The 18,988-nt window shown below is 71.4% G+C and carries 12 protein-coding genes; 2 read left to right on the plus strand and 10 right to left on the minus strand.

Features of this window, described 5'->3' with window-relative positions:
- Positions 1 to 35: 35 nt before the first annotated feature.
- From AB0M63_RS08540 to AB0M63_RS08565, 6 genes are read right to left on the minus strand one after another with little or no spacing between them, the layout of a single operon-like run.
- The gene (locus tag AB0M63_RS08540; protein WP_366018863.1) at positions 36 to 1,280 is read right to left on the minus strand and encodes a phospholipase D-like domain-containing protein; all 1,245 of its coding nucleotides are present in this window, start codon (positions 1,278 to 1,280) and stop codon (positions 36 to 38) included.
- Positions 1,281 to 1,339: 59 nt separating this feature from the next.
- A complete protein-coding gene (locus tag AB0M63_RS08545) occupies positions 1,340 to 3,307 on the minus strand; it encodes a hypothetical protein (RefSeq protein WP_366018864.1) in 1,968 nt (655 codons plus the stop codon).
- Between the two features lie 32 nt (positions 3,308 to 3,339).
- Positions 3,340 to 5,451: a glycosyltransferase family 4 protein gene (locus tag AB0M63_RS08550; RefSeq protein ID WP_366018865.1), complete on the minus strand. Its 2,112-nt coding sequence runs from the start codon at positions 5,449 to 5,451 to the stop codon at positions 3,340 to 3,342.
- Complete coding sequence (locus AB0M63_RS08555) at positions 5,448 to 7,205, minus strand: stealth family protein (protein ID WP_366018994.1); 1,758 nt, start codon at positions 7,203 to 7,205, stop codon at positions 5,448 to 5,450. Before AB0M63_RS08555 ends, AB0M63_RS08550 begins: the two co-directional genes overlap by 4 nt.
- A 2-nt stretch (positions 7,206 to 7,207) precedes the next feature.
- Positions 7,208 to 8,824: a sugar phosphotransferase gene (locus tag AB0M63_RS08560; protein ID WP_366018866.1), complete on the minus strand. Its 1,617-nt coding sequence runs from the start codon at positions 8,822 to 8,824 to the stop codon at positions 7,208 to 7,210.
- 15 nt (positions 8,825 to 8,839) lie between these two features.
- Positions 8,840 to 10,468: a stealth family protein gene (locus AB0M63_RS08565; RefSeq protein WP_366018867.1), complete on the minus strand. Its 1,629-nt coding sequence runs from the start codon at positions 10,466 to 10,468 to the stop codon at positions 8,840 to 8,842.
- Between the two features lie 306 nt (positions 10,469 to 10,774).
- Between AB0M63_RS08565 and AB0M63_RS08570 the strand changes: the two genes are divergently transcribed.
- Entirely contained in the window at positions 10,775 to 11,875 is a 1,101-nt protein-coding gene (locus tag AB0M63_RS08570; RefSeq protein ID WP_366018868.1) for an LCP family protein, read from the plus strand.
- A 224-nt stretch (positions 11,876 to 12,099) separates the two neighbouring features.
- On the opposite strand, the gene AB0M63_RS08575 is transcribed toward AB0M63_RS08570, so the two are convergent.
- Positions 12,100 to 13,224 (minus strand): hypothetical protein, encoded by a 1,125-nt coding sequence (locus tag AB0M63_RS08575; protein WP_355901938.1) that lies wholly within the window; start codon positions 13,222 to 13,224, stop codon positions 12,100 to 12,102.
- Positions 13,225 to 13,437: 213 nt separating this feature from the next.
- On the minus strand, positions 13,438 to 14,457 hold the full coding sequence (locus AB0M63_RS08580; RefSeq protein ID WP_366018869.1) for a hypothetical protein: 1,020 nt from the start codon (positions 14,455 to 14,457) through the stop codon (positions 13,438 to 13,440).
- A 69-nt stretch (positions 14,458 to 14,526) separates the two neighbouring features.
- Between AB0M63_RS08580 and AB0M63_RS08585 the strand changes: the two genes are divergently transcribed.
- Entirely contained in the window at positions 14,527 to 14,898 is a 372-nt protein-coding gene (locus AB0M63_RS08585) for an NTP pyrophosphohydrolase (protein WP_355901942.1), read from the plus strand.
- Positions 14,899 to 15,205: 307 nt separating this feature from the next.
- Here the strand turns inward: AB0M63_RS08585 and AB0M63_RS08590 are convergent, their stop codons facing one another.
- Positions 15,206 to 16,729 (minus strand): amino acid permease, encoded by a 1,524-nt coding sequence (locus AB0M63_RS08590; RefSeq protein ID WP_355901944.1) that lies wholly within the window; start codon positions 16,727 to 16,729, stop codon positions 15,206 to 15,208.
- 150 nt (positions 16,730 to 16,879) lie between these two features.
- Entirely contained in the window at positions 16,880 to 18,808 is a 1,929-nt protein-coding gene (dxs, locus tag AB0M63_RS08595) for a 1-deoxy-D-xylulose-5-phosphate synthase (RefSeq protein ID WP_355901946.1), read from the minus strand.
- Positions 18,809 to 18,988 lie beyond the last annotated feature (180 nt).

The raw sequence follows: 18,988 nt of genomic DNA on the forward strand, positions 1-18,988 counted from the left end.
CCTCCGCTGCTCGGCGGAGGCCCCCTTTTCCTATGTCACGGCGCCACGTCCGCCGCGGAACGCTGGTGCCAGAAGTTGAGGCGGTAGGCGTCGTGGACGGCCGGGTCGTCGTACTTCAGCAGGGCTTCGTCGTTGCCCTGGAGCGCGCGCACGGTGTACGTGTGACTGCCGGTCCAGACGATCTTCTGGTCGGCGAGTCCCTTGTAAGTGCCTTCCACCAGAAGGTACTTGCTGTGGGTGTAGAAGCCGTCCGTGTTCTCGTCCATCCGGTGCAGGGCGATGCCGCCGTACGCGGTCGGGGCCGCCAGCTGGGCCGCCACGGCGCCGGAGGCCGACTCGTCCAGCCAGTGGTACACGATGTCGACGTAGCAGCCCGCGTTGTCGAGTTCCCAGAGTTTCCTGGCCACCGCGAGCCGGGTGATCTGGTGCATGGCGACCCGGACGACCGTGCGGCCGTCGGAGGTGCCGTAGCCGGTGGAGTTGCCGTGGCAGACGGCGTTGGTGCCGACCGGGTCGTCGACGGTGTTGAGGATGTTGAGGACCGGGTCGGTGGTCGCGCGCGGGAAGAGATACAGCTTGGCGACGCCGGCCTGGGTCTCCACCGGATAGTCGGCGACCCGCGCGGACTCACCGCTGCCCGCGGCCCGCAGGTCCTCGAAGTAGTCGGCGTAGGCCTGGTGGAGCGCGCTGTTGCCGGTGACGATCATGGCGTCGTTCCACGCGAGGGTCAGATCGTCGCCGGTGAGGTTGGACGAGGTCTGCAGCACCACGTCCCGGACCGGCGTGGCGCCGCTCGCCGAGGTGCCGGTGGTCTCGCTGAACAGGAAGAACTTGTTGTGGTTGACGGTGGTGTACGCGTCGTCCGGGTTCGGGTCCTGGGACAGACAGGCGGAGTCCTGGGGGCAGGTGAGGACCCACGAGGCGGCGGTGGTGTCGGTGCCCAGCGCGTTCTTCAGGGAGGTGTACGCGGTGCTGTCGCTGTCCGAGTCGGCGATCACCTGGACGGAGACGCCCCGGGCGGCGGCTTTGACGAGTTCGTCGGCGATCCACTGCGACCACATCAGATAGATCGAGATCCTGATCCGCGAGCCGGTGGTCGCGCCCTGCGTCAACCGGCCGATCTTCGTGAGGATCTCCTTCTGGGCGGTGACGTCGCCCGAAGGATCGTTGAAGACGGGGCCGGTGGTGACCAGTGGTGTGTCGTCCGCGTGTGCGGCGGTCGGCAGGGTGACGATCGCCGCCGTCATCGCGATGGCGGCAAGCCAGGTGCGCGCTCTCAAGTTCTGCCTCTCTGTTGGCTGCTGACGATCGGTCAGATCCACGGCTGGTCCACGACGTGCTACGACCGCCACGGCCCCAGCGGACTGCCCACCGTCGGGGAGAGCTGGCGGCGCACCCGCAGTCGGCCGTCCGTGCCGATGACGGCGACGACCAGGGCGCCCGTCGCGTCGTAGGCCATGGCAGGGGCGTGGGCGAACATGTCGCCGGACTCGCGCCAGTGGGTGCCGGAGACGTCCTTGTCCCGATCGGGCATCGAGACGACGAGACGGCCGCTGCTGCCCCGGTGGGCGAGGAAGGCCTCGCGGGCGCCGCGTTCCGGGGCCCACAGGGCGGCCACCGCGCCCGTGCCGCCGTGACCGCCGAGTCCGGCGCCGGAGCCGGGCCAGCGCCCGTCGGCGTGCTGGCGGTAGGCCATGACCTGCTGGGTGCCGGCCTCCCGGAAGTAGAGGCAGGTTCGGCCGCCGCCCGAGTCGACGGCGGTGATGCCGCCGGTGGCGGGGCGGCCCGTCTGCAGGGTGTCGTCGAGGAGGAGGGCTCCGCCGGGTTCGGCCTGGTGCCAGCGCCACACCGTGTTCTTGCCCGGCACGTACAGCTCGACCGTGCCGCGCTCGGTGGTCAGGGCCGTGCCCGCGTCCTGCACGAACCGCCCGCCGATGTTCTCCCACGGGCTCCAGGTGCCGTCGGTGTCCCGGCGGCGCACGCTGATGCCCTGGTCGAAGTCGCGGACGAAGACGTACAGGCGTCCGGCCGCGTCGACGGCGGCGGACGGCACGCCCGCCTCTCGCTGGCGGCGGCCGTCGCCGTGCGTCCAGTCGGGGTTCTCCAGGGTCTGCCAGCCGCTGAACCCGTTGCCGCCGGGGTCCTGGACGGTGTGCACGACGTCGACGGTGACCCCGCCGCCCACGACCTGCTGGCGGCGCAGGCCGACGAGTTCCGCGGGGCCGCCGGGCAGCCCGGTGACCGCGAGCGTGGACGCGATCCAGCCGTCGCCGAGGACGAAGGGGCCCTTCCACTCGCCGTCGCCCGGGCTCGTCTCCGTCCAGAACGCGAGCCGTCCGGCCAGCACCCCGAACGCGTTGAGCCGGCCGCCGGGTCCCTGGCGCAGCCAGTCGGTGGTCGGCGAGTAGCGGTAGGCGGCGCTCATCATGTGTGTGCTGCGGAACGGGTTGGGGCCCAACTGCCGGTCCCCGCAGGTCTGGCAGGTGCCGTGCGGGCAGGCCGAGGGGGCGTCGAGTCCGCCGTACGTGGCCAGGTACTCGGCCTTCTCCGTGATCGCCACCGAGTCGAGGTTGTAGCCCCAGAAACGGTTGGCGTAGGCGCGGTAGTGCTCGACGACCGGATTGTGGCCGGCCTCCCGGTGCCGGGCCAGGGCGGCGAGTGCGAACTGGGCCACGGTCGTGTGGTCGATGTGGTCCGAGCAGACGAACTCCTCGCGGCCGCCGTCGTGTTCGGGGTCGGGGTCCATGGTGCGCACCGTCGTGGGGCGGAGGTGGCCGAGCAGCGCGCCCAGGGCGTCGATCACCTGCTCGCGGGTGATGTGCTGCACCTCGCCGACGGTGCAGCCGTGGACCGGCAGCGTGGCCTGGGTGCGCAGGGCGCCGTCCCACAGGTCGTGCAGGCGGGTGCGGGTGCCGCGCTCGGTGGGGGCGCCCTGGTGCAGTTGCAGGAAGTAGAGGCTCACCGTGTCGTGGTCGACCAGGGTGAACCGTTCGGCGGCGAACCCGGGGACGAGGTCGACGGGTTCGCGCTGCCAGGGGTGGTCGCGGTCGCCGGTGGCCATCCGGGCGTACGCGGAGCGCAGTCCGCAGCCGCGCTCGGTGCTGTAGCGGGCGAAGTCCGGTGGTACGGCGGCGCGTTGGGGCTCGTTGGTGTCGACGTTGATGCCGTCGCCCTCGCCCGCGGTGACGATCACGGTGGTGATCCGGTCACCGTCCTGGAGAGAGCGGACGAGGTCGGGGTTCATGAAGTACAGGTCGTCGTCCTGGTGGGCGACGATGTGCAGGACGGAGCGGGCTGTCGTGGTCATCGGGCCTCCTGGGCCGTCGGGGTCGAAGGGGCTCATCGGTCCACCACGTTCATGGCCATGGCGCCGGAGGCCGAGCAGTAGGGCCGCACCCACACCGGGCGGGCCGGGTGGACCACGGCGTACGGGGAGGCCTCGTCCCCGGCCAGCGGCACGGAGGGGTAGACGTAGGCGCCCTTGACGTCGGGAAAGTCCTCCAGCAGATGGCAGACACGCACTTTGCGGCGGTCGTACGGGTCGGGCTGGAGCCACCAGTCCCAGTCCTCCCAGCGCTCCAGACGGTGGTCGACGACCCGGCGCAGGGGCACCTCGGCCCGGAAGGCCTGGCGGCCGAGGACCTGGACCGGCGTGGAGAAGCTCTTCGCGTGCCGTCCGCGACGGCTGGCGATGAACAGCGCGCCCGGCTCGATCCGGCGGCCGCCGGTGAGCACTCCCCGCACCGTGACGGCGCCGTCGGCGGCCTCGACCCGGGTGCACTCCGCGTGTTCCTCCCGCAGGACCGTGCGCAGCATCAGCCGGCCGTTGGGCTGGGTGTAGGGGAGGGTCCAGCCGAGCGGGCCGGTGGGCGGGTGGGCGACCAGGCGGGCGCGGGCGCCGATGAGGGCCCGGGTGTCGCGGACGCCGGCCTTCATGTGGACGGACGGGGCCTTGGCGGCGCTCATGGTCACCTGCCAGCGTCCGTCGCCGAGTTCACCGAGCGCGGAGGGGGTGAGGACGGCGGTGTAGCGGATGCCGCCGTTGTCCAGGTCCTTGCGGGAGGTGGCCAACGGGAGATCGGGCCGCCGGTCGCCGTCGGCCGGCTTGTGGCGCAGGACGAACTGCCAGCGGCGGCGGCCCTCTTCGGGTCCGTCGGCCGAGAAGCGCAGGAAGCCCGCGTCGTCGGCGGTGACATCGACGGTCGCCGTGCCGATGGAGACGGGCGGCACGGTGAGCCCACCGGTGCCCGCCTTGCCGGCACCCGCCGGGGCACGGTAGCCGCGGTCGAGGGCGGCCCGGCGGCGGGCGGCGTCCTCGAAGAGCTCAACATAGCGGTCGGCCACGGCCGCGGGGTCGTAGCGGGCCGCGTTGCGCAGTGCGGCGGCACCCATCGCGCGGCGCGTCCCGTCGTCGGCCATGAGGCGGCGCAGGCCCCAGGTGATGCCCTCGACCTCGCCGTTGGGGACGAGGAAGCCGTCCTCGCCGTCGCGCAGGATCTCCCTGGGGCCGACGGGGCAGTCGGTGGAGACCACGGGCAGTCCGCAGCGCATGGCCTCGACCAGGGTCATGCCGAAGGACTCGGCGCTCGACGTGACGGCGGCGATGGAGCCCTTGGCCCATTCGGACTCGATGGGTGAGAAGCCGCCCATGAGCAACGCCCGTCCGGCGAGACCGAGTTCGGAGACCAGCGCGCGCAGTTTGCCGGCCTCGCCGCCGTCGCCGTAGATGCGCAGTTGCCAGTCGGGGAACTCCTCGGCCAGTCGGCCGAAGGCGCGGATCAGGAGGTCGTAGCGCTTGATCTCGTGCATGCGGCCCGCGCTGACGATCACCTTGTGGGAGCAGTCGGAGGGCTCGACGAGCGGTTCCGGCACGCTGTTGGGGATGCCCACGACCGGGATGCCGGGGATCGGGGTGTGCTCCGTGAAGGAGTGGGCGTCGGCCTCGGTGACCGTGGTGATCGCGTCGAGGCGCGGGTAGACCCGGGCCATCTCCTCGCGTACCGCCGACGGGATGGCCAGGTGGGTCATGTGCTCCTGGGCGACGCGCAGGGCACCGTCCCGGGTGTGGGCGGCGACGAAGAGGTTGAGGCTGGGACGGGTGCCGACCACCACGTCGGCGGAGGTCCGCTGCAGGTCGCGGATGATGCGTCCGTCGGTGAACCGGCTGTACTGGGCGTAGAACTCCTCCTGGCGCGGCACGACTTCGCTGGGTACGTCGCTGCCGGCGGCGCCGCGGTCGGAGGAGCCGCGGTCGGAGGAGCCGGGGCGCAGGTCCACCAGGGCGCGGACCGCGATGCGCGGGGAGATCTCGAACTTGGGGGCCGTGGCGCGGCGGAAGACCGAGACGATCTCCACCTCGTGGTGGACGCAGAGCGCCTCGGCCAGGTTGATGACGGTGCGGTTGGTGCCGCCGATGCCGTAGATGTTGTTGATCAGGAAGGAGATCTTCACCGGACCGCGCTCTCCTTGCGCTCGAAGGGACTCGGCACCGGGTAGTAGGCGCGCAGGAACGTCTTGAGCATCTCCGTCTGCCGGTCGGTGTCGTGGCCGTCGGAGAGGGTGTCGTTGATGCAGAACGCCTGCCGGTCGCGACGGGCGAGCAGGATGCCGAGCCGGCGCTGGATCTCGGGCTTGCCGAGGTCGAGATAGGCGAAGGTGATGTTCGAGGGCACGGCTCTGCCGGTGAAGTAGGCGTAGTAGTGGTACAGCGAGGACGGGATGGAGATGTCGTCGGCGCTGCGGAAGCGGCTGTGCGAGGTCTGCCGGTGCGCCTCGGCGAACTCGCGCTCGATCTCCGCGAGGACGCTGCGGCGCAGGGCGTAGGGCGCGTGTCTCAGTTTCTGCACGATGGCGGTGCCGAAGTGCTCCTGGAGCAGGCGCCGGTTGTTCTTGCCGGCCGCGTCGACCGGGCGGTCCACGGGGCTGGGGTCCCAACGGGGCACCTGGGACGGGGAGAAGAAGGTGCGGGTCATGCCGTTGGACAGGAAGAAGTCCTGCGGGGTGACGGGGCTGCCCAGGAACATGTCGTCGTTGAAGTACAGGAAGTGCTCCGAGAGGCCCTTGATGTGGTGCAGCCGGCTCTCGATGGCGTGCGAGTTGAAGGTGGGCAGCGCGGCCGGGTCGCCGAAGATCTCCGAGTGGTCGACGACGGTGATGCGCGGGTGCATCTCGTTGAGCCAGGACGGCCGCTGACGGTCCGTCACCAGATGGACATGGCGCACCCAGGGCGCGTTCTGCTCCAACGCCCGCAGGGAGTAGCGGAGTTCGTCGCGGCTGATGTAGCGGGCCGCGTTGGCGGACTCGCTGTGGTAGCCGTGCTCGCCGTAAGCACCGCGTCGATGCTGCCAGTTGGGGTCGCTGCCGTCGACCCAGGTGTAGACGACGTCGATCGGGAAGCGCACGTCCTCGGGCAGGGGGTCGGCGCAGGGCCGGATGGTGCGGACGGAGCGGGTGCGGCGGGTGTGCAGGGCCGCGAAGCCGGTGAGCCGGCTCACCGGGACGGCGACCCGGGGCTCGTCGAGGGCGACGTCCTCGGTCACTCGGTTGGGGCGAGGTGCCAGCAGGCGTCCGTCCTCGGGCCGCCAGAACTCGATGTCGCAGCCGTGCTCCAGGCCGAGGACGAGGGAGCCGGCCAGGTCGCTCCACACCATGCCGACGCGCAGCACGGCCGCTTCGTGGGCCAGGCGCCGGCCGTGCCGGGAGCCGGCCAGCACGGTGCGGCCCTGCGCGGCGGCGCCGTGACAGGCCCGCAGATACAGGGGGCTGCGGTCGGCGCAGCTCAGCAGCACCTGCTCGACCCGGTGGCGGTCGGGCTCGGCGACGGCGAGGCAGGAGCGGAACTCGGAGGTGCCGCGCACGGCGAAGTAGTCGACACCGGCCTCCTCCAGGGCGGTGACGACGAGTTCGAGGTTGGCCTCGCGCAGCCCGAGCGGCGACACCGTAGGCCGGACCAGGGCGATCCGCGCACCGTGTCCGGCGAGGGCGGCGAGGTGCTCGCCCGGGCCGAACAGGTGCGGCCAGCGACGGCGGGCCCGGATGCCGCGCACCGTGCGGGAGCCCAGGTTGACGGTGTGCAGACGGCGCAGCAGTCCCTTGAGCGCCATGCGCAGCCGCAGCGGGACGCGACGGGCGATCCGGCGTCTGAGGCCTCTGGGGACAAGGGTGCGGTACGCCCCGACCGCCGCGGAGGCCTCGGGGTTGCCCATACTCACGGCTTTGTGTCCGCCTCGTCTGTGTGGTGGTCGTCCTCGAAGACGCTCGGGACGGGGAAGTAGCGGTGCAGGAATCGCACGACGGCCCTGGTGCCGCCGCGGGTGCGCGCTTCGTCGGTGCCGAGGCCGAACAACTGGATCTGCTGGGTGTCGCGGCGCACCAGGAGCCGGTCCAGGTGGGTGCCGATGCCGGGGAGCGCGGCGTGCAGCGCGACGGAGGGCTCGCCCGAGGGGTCGGCGAGACCGGTGGTGTGGCCGAGGTGGTGGACCACGCCGTCCAGGGGGTGGGTGCCGGGCACGGCGGGCAGCCGCTGCGCGTCGTCGAGCGGCAGCGGCGCGGCACCGGACCCGGCGAGCCGCGCCAGCGTTTCGAGGCGGTACGGCTGCGGACCGTGCGCGTAGCCGTGGGCGGTGACCCGGCTGGTGGCCGAGTAGGCGGTGCGGGTCCACGGGGCGAAGGACTCCTGCGCGTTCCAGGGGCCGCGCCGGGGGCGGGTGGTGCCGTTCGGCGTGAAGTAGTCGAAGGCGCGGACCGGTCGGCCGAGCAGGGCTCCGGGGCGCAGCAGCAGGAAGTGCTGGGCGAGGTCGGGCAGTTGGTGCAGGTGCCACTCGGCGCCGGGTCTGGCGCGGACCACGGTGAGCCGGTCGTCGGCCCGGAGCCAGGCCGGCGGCTCGGCCTCGGCGACCACGTGGACGACGTCCACCCAGGGCGCGTACTGGTGCAGGGAACGCAGCGCGGCCCGCAGCAGTTCCTCGCCCCATGGCGTGGCGTGCTGCCACAGCAGGACCGCGTCCACCGGGAAGGTGATCTCCTCAAGCCGTACGACGTCGAAGTTCTCCAGCGTGATCGTCGGCTCCATGTCGCCGTCGATGTCGCAGTAGCCGGAGAGCCGGTCGATGCCGATCTCGATGCCCGGCGCGTCGCTGGGCACCGTGCGCTGGACCCGGTTGGGGCGCGGCCCGACCAGCCGTTCCACGGGCAGGTCGGTGTTGGTGGTCCAGAACTCGATCTCGATGCCCTGGTCCTCCCCCACCCAGAGGTTCTCGGTGGGCTCGGTGCGCAGCCAGGTCAGGCGGATCACCTTGGCCTTGGCGTAGTGCTTCCACGCCTTCACATGGCTTCCGGGGGTCTGCCCGGTGTCGTTCTGGGCGGGTGACACGGAGACGACGTAGCCGGTCTGTTCCTCCAGCAACGCGCGTAGCACGCGACGGACGGCGCCCTTGTCCTTGTGGTCGACGGCCAGGCAGATCCGGCGGTCGTCGAGCGCCGGGACGGCGAACCAGGGGATGTCGGCGGCGTCGAGGGCGTAGGTGACCATGTCGTGGTCGAGCCGGCGGGCCAGGTCGGGGGTGAGGCCGGTGTGCACGTGGCCGACCCGGCCGTCGGGTGCCGTGGTGCGGCGCTCGGAGCCGCCGAGTCCCGCTCTGCGCACCCGGCGCAGGGCGCGCCGGTGCAGCCGTGCCTCGCGGCGGCTCAGGGTGCGGGCGAGCTGCCGCTTGACCTTCCGCCGTACCCGCACGGGCACCGTGGTGGCGGCGGCGGAGCGGACCGGCTGGGGAACGAGACGTTTGTAGACGTTGGCCGCGGAGCTCATGGACGTCGGGTCCGACACGTCATGAACTCCGTTTCATCTCTCGTGGGGGCTTGGGGTGGGGAAGTAGGAATTGAGGAAGCCGTCCAGCAGCTCCTGCTGTGCCTCGATGTCCTCCGGTGTCGAGAAGGCGTCGTTGAGGCAGAAGGAGTCCTGGTCCCGGCCGTCCAGCAGCCGCCGCAGCCGGTCCGCCAGGTCGGGCACCGCCAGTTGGAGGTAGGTGAAGGGCATCGAGCCCGGTTGCCCCCTGCCGGTCAGTGCCGCGTAGTAGAGCGCGAAGGACGAGGTCGGCGACAGGTCGGTCATGGCGCGGAACCTGCTGCCCGACGTTCGCGCCCAGGCCTTCGGGAAGTCGCGCTCGGCCTCTTCCATCGCCGAGCGGCGCAGGGCGTACGGGATGTGTTCCATCGGCTGGGTGATCACCCGGCCAAAACGTTCCAGCAACAGCGCGCGGTTGTTCTTGCACGCGGCGTCGACCGGGGTGTCGGTCTCCACGACCGGGCCCTGCGGAATGCGGTTGCGCGACGGGAAGTAGCGGGCCGTTCCGCTCGGTGTGAAGAAGGCGTGCGGAGCGACCGGGCGGCCCATGAACATGTCGTCGTTGAAGTACAGGAAGTGCTCCGACAGGCCCTCGATGTGGTGCAGTTGACTCTCGATCGAGTGCGAGTTGAAGGTCGGCAGATCGGCCGGGTCGCGGAAGATCTCCCGGTGGGTGGCGATCCGCAGCCCGGGCACGTCCTCGCGCAGCCAGGGCGGGACCTGGTCGTCGGTGACGATGTAGATATTGCGGATCCACGGCGCGAACAGGTGCAGCGAACGCACCGAGTAGCGCAACTCGTCCCGGCTGATGAAGCGGGCGTCGCTCGCGGACTCGGCGTGGTAGGCCTCGCCCTTGGCCTGCGCCTTGCGCCGCTGCCAGACGGGGTCGTCGCCGTCGACCCAGGTGTAGACGGCGTCGACGGGGAAGGCGATGTCGTCCGCGCAGTTCACCAGGAACTCCGGGCGGGTGGCGAGCGCGGGCGCGAGGTGGCCCGGGGTCCAGTCCGAGACGAACCGGCTGAACAGCCGGGGTGCCCCGAGGACGTTCGCGCCGCCGTCGGCGACGGCCCAGGTGGCCCGGTTGGCGCGCGGGGCGACGAGGTGGCCGCCCTGCCGCTGCCAGAACTCGATCGCGCAGCCGTACTCGTGCCCGAGCAGCAGATGGCGCCCCGGGTCGGTGCGGTACCAGCTGAGCTGGAGCACGCGCGCGCCGGCGACCTGCCGCCAGGCCTTCGGGTCCCGCGAGGAGACCGGCTTGGCCGGCCGGGGTGCGTCCGGGTCGATCACACCGAGGTGCCCCGGGTACTGGCTCAGCCCGCGGAACACCACGCCGAGCACCCGCTCGCGGTCCTCCTCGGCCACGGCGACGACGGTGCCGTGGTCGGAGGTGCCGCGAACGGCGAAGTGCGCGACGCCGGCCGAGTCGAGCAGGGCGGCGACCGCGGAGCGGTTGGCCTCACGGGCGGACAGCGGGGTCAGGCCCGGCTCGACGTAGACGTCGCCGTGCTCGGCGGTGACCGTGGTGGGGCCCGCCGCCTCGGGACGCTGTCGTACGACGTCGTCCTGCGCGGGGCGGCCGACCGGGCCCGCCGTCCGTCCCAGAGCATGATCGAACACGGTCGTCACGCCGCTCGCCCCCCACGGGCGGACGCACGCAATCGCACAGCCACCCCTCCACGACCACGTAAGACGACGGCAAGCTCGCCGTCGCCCTTTCACACCGAAAATTTAACGTTCACAGGACCGGCACATCATCATCAAGCGCTTACACAGATGTCAACAAGGGTCAGAAATGACACAGAACACATACAACCCTTACGTCACTCTGAACGTCTGATGACCGGTGGACGACCGTCCGCCGCCGCAGACGGGCCCGGCCTCTCCCCCCACTCGTGCCCCGAGCTCACCGGTATCGAGAGAGGACCGAGGCACATGACGCACGACCTGACGGAGACCGATTCGCCGGGCTCCCAGGGATCGAGGCGCGCACCGACCAACCGCCGGGCCAAGCCGCCGCGCAAGCGCCGTCGGGTGTGGCGCTGGGTCGCACTGGGTCTCGTCCTGCTGGTGCTCTCCGCGGGCGGCGTCGGCTACTGGCTCTACAGCGACCTGAACGGCAACATCAAGGGCGTCGACCTCGACAAGGCGATCGGCGACAACCGGCCGGAGAAGCTGCCCACCTCGGGACAGAACCTGCTGGTCCTGGGCTCCGACTCGCGGGCCGGAGCCAACGCCTCGCTGGGCACGGGCAACGTGTCCGGGGCGCGCTCCGACACCGCGCTGGTGATCCACATACCGGAAGGCCGTGCGAAAGCGGTTGCCGTGAGCATCCCGCGCGACACCCTGGTCACGCGTCCCGAGTGCACCGCGAAGGACGGCTCCACGCTTCCCTCCAAGAAGCGCGTGATGTTCAACTCCGTCTACTCGCTCGCCGGTCCGGCCTGTGTGGTCAAGACCGTCGAGGAGATGTCCGGGGTGCGGATGGACCACTTCGTGGAGGTCGACTTCGCGGGCTTCAAGGGGCTGGTGGACGCGATAGGCGGGGTCACCGTCACGGTCGACCAGGACATCCACGACACCTCCAGCGGCCTGGACATCACCGCCGGCACGCACCGGCTCGACGGCACGCAGGCGCTGCAGTTCGTCCGCACCCGGCACGGCATCGGTGACGGCAGCGACCTCGGACGCATCGGGCTCCAGCAGCAGTTCCTGATCGCGCTGCTGAGCGAGATCAAGAAGCAGGACCTCCTCGGCAGCCCCACCAAGGCGTACCGGATCGCCGACAACCTCACCGAGTCGCTCACCACCGACTCGGGCCTCGCCTCCCTCACCAAGCTCGCCGAGTTCGGACGCAGCATGAACGGCATCGACCCGTCCACCATGGAGACGATCATGCTGCCCGTGCGCTACGACACCCAGGACCCGAACCGGGTGGTGGCCGCGCAGCCGCAGGCCGGCCAGTTGTGGCAGGCCGTGCGCAAGGACCAGCAGATTCCGGAATCGGCGAAGAAGTCACCTGCGACGGGTGGGTAGGGGGCCTGAGAGCGGGTCGAGAGGGATGACGTACGGCGCCGGGCCGGCATGGGACGCCCGGCGCCCCGGACGTGCATGCGGCGCCCCGTCCCCAGATCGTGTCCCCGAAGTCCCGTCGTCCGCACGCGGGGTGGCCCCGCGCCCGCCGGGCCACCCTCCGGGCGAGGACGGGAATGTGACCACAGAAGCCGGGCCCCGCGGCGGCCCCGCCGCCTGCCCGCCCGTCAGACGCGGAGCGACGGTGCCAGTGCCAGGCCCGGGCCGCCGGTCTGGCGGGCGATACGCAGGGCGCCGTCGGGGCCGATCACGGCGAGCACTACACGGCCGTGTCCGTCCAGGGCGAGCGCCGGGACGCCGAGGCAGCGCTCGCCGGTCGGGGACCACCACAGGCCCGCCTGCTCGTTCTCCGCGCCGAACGCGCTGAGCATGACCTGCCCCTCGTGATCACGGTGGGCCAGCACGGTGCAGTCGTACCCGTCGAGCACCGCGCGCATCGGCGTGACGGGATCCGCGGCCACCGCCCCGCCGAGGGGTATCACCCAGCCGCCGGGGCGATGGGCGACGAGTTGCCCGCTGTCCCGGTCGGTCCAGTAGTACGTCGCCCGGTCCGGTGCCGTCTCCAGCGCCGCCGGCGTGCCCGCCGCCACCCGCAGCGGGATGTTCGGCTCCTGCCGGAAGTCGCCGTCGGCCTCGGCCTGCCGCCACCACATGGCGTCCTGGTCGCCGCCCGCCAGCACCTCGATACGCCCGGAGGCGTGGGCGACCACGGCCGGCCCGTCCTGGACGCCGCTCCCCTTGAGATCCTGCCAGGGCTCCCACTTCCCGGTCGGGCCCTCCCGGCGCAGCATCAGTCCGCGGCCCGCGTTGCGCGCGAACACATGCACCCGTCCCGAGGCGCTGACCGCGGCCACCGGGGCGCCGAACCGGGCAGCCTTCTCCCGGTCCTTGTGCGGATTGCCCAGCGACCGCCACTCGGTGACGGTACGGCCGGTCTGGTACTGGATGGCGTGCACGATGTCGACGGCGGGCGGGCCGTCGCCCTTGCGGGTCTCGCGCCGGCCCAGGAAGTGGACGTAGGAGTCCGCGCCCTGGACCACCGAGACGTGGGTCAGGTCCGGCGCCGGGAAGAGGTCGGGTCCCGTCCACTCCGGACCGCCCGGCCGGGTTTCGGTCCAGCGCAGCAGTCCGGCGCGGGTGCGGGCGTACGCGGTCAGCCGGCCGTCCTTGCCGAGCACCAGCCAACGGCCGTCCAGAGTCGCCTCGGCGGCGTACCGCTCCGTCTCCGCGCGTGCGACGACGTTGTCGTCCGTTCTGCGTCGGGCGGCGGCGCGCCCGGATCCGGTCCGCATGACGTGGCCCGCCCCTTCTGTGACGCCCGGCACGGCTGACCTGCCGATTCCCCGAACACCTGTTGCACGGGGAGGCCGAGCGCGCCCCATCATAGGTCGAACACTTGGCGAACACGGTGTGACGTCTGTGCGCACGCCGGCCCCGGACCAGCGGGTTCTCCCGGAGAAGACATCCGTCGGCGGCCGACCGCGGAGCGACGCGCAGGGCTCCGGTCAGACCTCCCGCCAAGCCTCCAACGCCAGCCCGGCCTCTTCCTTCCGCCGGGTGACGAGGAGTTGGCCGGTGGACGGGGACAGCGTCGCGGCGGCCACCCGGTCGTCCTCGTCCAGGGTGAGGGATACCTCGGCGTCGGCCGGGAGTTGGGGGCCCGACTCGGTCCACCAGGCGCCCGCGGACTCCTGCTCCGTGGGGTACGCGGCGAAGGCGACCCGGCCGCTGGCCGAGCGCTGGGCGAGCAACGTGCAGTCGTGGCCGTCGAGTTCGCAGCGGACCACGGAGACCGGGCCGGGGCCGGCGGAGGGGAGGAGGGTGAGCGGCTTGGTGCCGGGGCGCCAGGCGCAGAGGTCGCCGGAGTCGTCCGTGTAGTAGAGCGTGGTGTTCTCCGGGGAGGTGGCCAGCGCGCGGAGTGTGCCGGGGCGGACGCGGGCCTCCATCGCCTCCTCCAGCACCGGCTGTTCGCCCGGCTCCAACTGGTGCCAGTGCAGGATCGCGCCGGGCACCGCCGCGTACAGCTCGACCGTGCCGGACTCCCCCGTCACCGCCGCGAGGTCCTCGTGGACGGCGCTCCCCTTGAGGTCGCGCCACGGTTCCCAGCCGCCCTTCTCGCGCTGGGCCAGCATGCTCACCCCTGCCCCCGCGTTGCGCACGAAGACATGGGCCCGGCCCTCCGCGTCGACCGCGACCGCCGGGACACCGGTGCGGTCGCCCTTCTTGTTAGGGTGGCCGATCGGGCTCCAGTCGAGGGCGGCGAGCCTGGGGCGGAAGTGCGTGGAGTGGACCAGCCCGGACTCACCGGCCGCCGTGGGGCGCCAGGACACCAGGTGGGCGTAGCCGTCCGCGCCCTGTCCGATGCCGAGCGCTCCCGGGTGCAGCTTCTGGTCGCCGCCCACCGTGCGCGGGGCGCTCCAGAGGCCGCTGGGGCCGCGTTCCGCCCGGCACAGGACGGCGCCGCCCGAGGGCAGATACACACTGAGCCGGCCGTCACGGCCGCGTAGGAGCCAGTCGCCGTTCACCGGTTCACTGTAATCGGGGCGGACGCATCGACGCAGGGTGCCCCCTGCCCCCCGTGGGACCCTGTCCCCATGGACGAGGACACTCCCCTGCTGGTGATCGTCGACGGCGCGAACGTCGTCGGCTCGGTACCGGACGGCTGGTGGCGCGACCGCAAGGGCGCGGCCGAACGCCTCCGCGACCGCCTCGCGTCCAACGGCCTCCCCGGCCGTACCGACCCCGTGGAGATCGTCCTCGTGGTGGAGGGCGCGGCCCGCGGCGTGGACTCAGTCCCGGGCGTACGAGTGGACTCCGCACCCCACAGCGGCGACGACCGAATGGTCGAACTGGTCGCCGAGGCCGCCGGCCGCCCCTGCCTGGTGGTCACCGCGGACCGCGAACTGCGGCGCAGGGTCACGGAGTTGGGCGCGGAGGTCACGGGGCCGCGGAGCGTACGGGACTGAACCGGGGGTACGGACGACGGCCGCTTCGCCAGTTGAGCGCCGTTGGCCGCGAACTCTGGGGCAGTGCAGCGAAGTTGGGCGCGGGGGCGGACGAACCGCGCACCGCTCACACCGGCCGGCGCCCGTAGCGCGCGAGGCCGACCGGCGCGGCGCCCGCACGGCAACCACCCCCACCATCGCCAACACCCGCATCCGGCCCCGCAGCCCCCGCCAAAGCGAGACCCACGAGGCCGGACGAAACCAACTCGGCTGACTGCCAACGGGGTCGGAACCCACCAACCCGGCCGGCTGCCAAGGAACCAAGGACCTACGGCATGTTCCCGGCCGACGGCTCGACCGATCCCTCCGTCTCCGCCGCCTGCTGCAGGCCCAACCGGCTGTGCGTCCGGCCGTAGAAGAAGTACACCGCGAAGCCGATCGCCATCCAGATGGCGAAGCGGAGCCATGTTTCGGCGGGGAGGTTGAGCATCAGCCAGAGGGAGGCGAGGACCGAGACGATGGGGAGGACCGGGACGAGGGGGGTGCGGAAGGAGCGGGGGAGGTCGGGGCGGGAGCGGCGGAGGAGGATCACGCCGATCGCCACCACGATGAAGGCGAACAGGGTGCCGATGTTGACCAGTTCGGCGAGTTCGCTGAGGCTGGTGAAGCCCGAGACGATCGCGATGATCACGCCGAGGAGGATGGTCGGGCGGTAGGGGGTGCGGAAGCGCGGGTGGACGTGGGAGAAGAAGCGGGGCAGCAGGCCGTCGCGGCTCATCGCGAAGAAGACGCGGGCCTGGCCCAGGAGCAGGATCATGCACACCGTCGTGAGGCCGATCGCCGCGCCGAAGCTGATCAGGCCCGCGAACCACGGGTGTCCGGTGGCCTTGAACGCGTCGGCGAGCGGCGCGTCGATCGACAGTGAGCTGTACTTCTGCATGCCGGTGACCACGACCGCCACGGCGACGTACAGCGTGGTGCAGATGATCAGCGAGCCGAGGATGCCGCGCGGCACGTCACGCTGCGGGTTGCGGGTCTCCTCGGCGGCGGTGGCCACGACGTCGAAGCCGATGAAGGCGAAGAAGACGACCGACGCGGCGGTGAAGATGCCCATCACGCCGAAGTTGGAGGGGGCCCAGCCGAACATCAACTGGATGAGCGGGGCCTTGAGGCTGCCGCCCGCCTCCACCGACTGTGCCTTGGGGATGAAGGGCTTGTAGTTGTCGGCCTTGATGAAGAAGGCGCCGGCGACGATCACCACGAGGACGACGGCCACCTTGATGGCGACGACGACCGAGGTGACGCGCGCGGAGAGCTTCATGCCGAGGACGAGGATCGCGGTGAGGACGAGGACCAGCGCGGCGGCGAGGATGTCGAAGCCGAAGCCGTGCGCGCCGTCCCGGCCGCTGAGCGCCTCGGGCAGATGCCAGCCCGCGTTGTCCAGCAGCGAGTGGATGTAGCCGGACCAGCCGACCGCCACCACCGCCGTACCGAGGGCGAGTTCGAGGACCAGGTCCCAGCCGATGATCCAGGCGGGGAACTCGCCGAGCGAGGCGTACGAGAAGGTGTACGCGGAGCCCGCGACCGGGACCGTGGACGCGAACTCGGCGTAGCAGAGCGCCGCGAGGGCACAGACGACGCCGGCCACGACGAAGGACAGGGCCACCGCTGGGCCGGCGGTGTTCTTGGCGGCCGTGCCGGTGAGGACGAAGATGCCGGTGCCGATGACGACACCGACGCCGAAGACGGTCAGATCCAGGGCCGAGAGGGACTTCTTGAGCGCGTGCTCCGGTTCCTCGGTGTCCTTGATGGACTGTTCGACTCTCTTCGTCCGGAAGAGGGTGCTGCTCACGGATGTACCTCCCACGCTTGGCGTCCTCGACATGATCGAGAGGGGGCGTGGTGCGTATGCCCCGACGCGGGCGGTTTCACGCGAACGGGCCGCTTTCACCACTGCAAAGAGTGGTCAAAGCGGCCAGTCCGGCCGTGCCCTGCTCCCGTTTCAGTCGCGCGCGGGCTCCACCGAGTCGACCTCGGCGGTGGGGCGTTCGAAGCGGCCGTCGAGCTTGGAGACCAGACCGGTGACCTGGCGGGCGATGTCGGGGGCGGTGAGGCCGATCTCCGTCAGCACCTCGGCGCGGGAGGCGTGGTCGAGGAAGCGCGGCGGGATGCCGAAGTCGCGCAGCGGGACGTCCACGCCCGCGTCGCGCAACGCCTGCGCGACGGCCGAACCGACGCCTCCGACACGGGAGTTGTCCTCGACGGTGACGACCACCCGGTGCTGCTCCGCGAGCGGGGCCATGGCCTCGTCGACGGGCTTGACCCAGCGCGGGTCGACGACGGTGGTGGAGATGCCCTGCTTGTCGAGGAGGGCGGCGATCTCCAGGCACATCGGGGCCAGCGCGCCGACCGAGACCAGCAGGACGTCCGGTGCGTCGGTGCCGGGCGCGCGCAGCACGTCCATGCCGCCGATCCGGCCCACGGCGGGTACGGCCGGGCCGACCGCGCCCTTGGAGAAGCGGACCACCGTCGGCGCGTCCTTGACCTGTACGGCCTCGCGGAGCTGGGCGCGGACCTGCTCGGCGTCGCGCGGCGCGGCAAGCCTGAGACCCGGGACGACCTGGAGGATCGACATGTCCCACATGCCGTTGTGGGAGGCGCCGTCGGTGCCGGTGACACCGGCCCGGTCCAGGACGAAGGTCACCCCGCACTTGTGCAGGGCGACATCCATCAGCACCTGGTCGAAGGCGCGGTTGAGGAAGGTGGCGTAGACGGCGAAGACGGGGTGGAGTCCACCGGTGGCGAGGCCCGCCGCGGAGACGGCGCCGTGCTGCTCGGCGATGCCGACGTCGTAGATGCGGTCGGGGAAGGCGTCGGCGAACTTCTTCAGGCCGACCGGCTGGAGCATCGCGGCGGTGATCGCGACGATGTCCTCGCGCTCCTGGCCGAGCGCGACCATCTCGTCGCCGAAGACGGAGGTCCAGTCGGCGCCTGAGGCCTTGATCGGCAGGCCGGTGTCGGGGTGGATGGGGCCGATGCCGTGGAAGCGGTCGGCCTCGTCCTGGAGGGCGGGCTGGTAGCCGCGGCCCTTCTCGGTGAGGACGTGGACGATGACCGGGCCGCCGAACCGCTTGGCGCGGGCGAGCGCGGACTCCATGGCCTCGATGTCGTGGCCGTCGATGGGGCCGACGTACTTCAGGCCGAGGTCCTCGAACATGCCCTGCGGGGCGATGAAGTCCTTCAGGCCCTTCTTCGCGCCGTGCAGCGTCTCGTAGAGGGGCTTGCCGACGACCGGGGTGCGCTCCAGGAGGTCCTTGCCGCGGGCCAGGAAGCGCTCGTAGCCGTCGGTGGTCCGCAGGGTCGCCAGGTGGTTGGCGAGGCCGCCGATGGTGGGAGCGTAGGACCGCTCGTTGTCGTTGACGACGATGACGAGGGGGCGGTCCTTGGCGTCGGCGATGTTGTTCAGCGCCTCCCAGGCCATGCCGCCGGTGAGGGCGCCGTCACCGATCACGGCGACCACGTGGTCGTCGCGTTTGAGTACCTGGTTGGCCTTGGCGAGGCCGTCGGCCCAGCCGAGGACGGTGGAGGCGTGCGAGTTCTCGATGACGTCGTGCTCGGACTCGGACTGCGAGGGGTAGCCGGACAGGCCGCCCTTCTGCTTCAGCTTCGAGAAGTCCTGGCGGCCGGTGAGCAGCTTGTGGACGTAGGACTGGTGGCCGGTGTCCCACAGCACCCGGTCCTTCGGGGACTCGAATACACGGTGCAGGGCGATGGTCAGCTCGACCACACCGAGGTTCGGTCCGAGGTGGCCGCCGGTCTTGGAGACGGCGTCCACGAGGAAGGTCCGGATCTCCTCGGCGAGCTGGTCGAGCTGCTCCAGGCTGAGCCGGTCCAGATCGCGCGGTCCCCTGATGCGGGTCAGCAGCGGCACCCGTGCCTCCTTGCAGTAGAGCTGATCGAGCTGTTGCCGGGCTTGTCGAGTCTAATGTTCCGCCTTTGCGGACGGCGCCCGGGCTCTGCGTCATACGTCACGCGATCGGCTGTACCCAAGAACACTCTTTCCTACGACATGACTGTGCCCGGTACCGCGTTCGGTACCGGGCACTGGTCG

Origin of the sequence: Streptomyces sp. NPDC051576, from assembly GCF_040681835.1 — a bacterium.
Taxonomy (GTDB): Bacteria; Actinomycetota; Actinomycetes; order Streptomycetales; family Streptomycetaceae; genus Streptomyces.

Excerpts from the sequence above, each read along its gene's own strand:
- AB0M63_RS08570 (WP_366018868.1), top strand. The coding sequence starts at position 10,775 with ATGACGCACGACCTGACGGAGACCGATTCGCCGGGCTCCCAGGGATCG.
- AB0M63_RS08555 (WP_366018994.1), bottom strand. The coding sequence starts at position 7,205 with ATGGGCAACCCCGAGGCCTCCGCGGCGGTCGGGGCGTACCGCACCCTT.
- AB0M63_RS08585 (WP_355901942.1), top strand. The coding sequence starts at position 14,527 with ATGGACGAGGACACTCCCCTGCTGGTGATCGTCGACGGCGCGAACGTC.
- AB0M63_RS08545 (WP_366018864.1), bottom strand. The coding sequence starts at position 3,307 with ATGACCACGACAGCCCGCTCCGTCCTGCACATCGTCGCCCACCAGGAC.
- AB0M63_RS08575 (WP_355901938.1), bottom strand. The coding sequence starts at position 13,224 with ATGCGGACCGGATCCGGGCGCGCCGCCGCCCGACGCAGAACGGACGAC.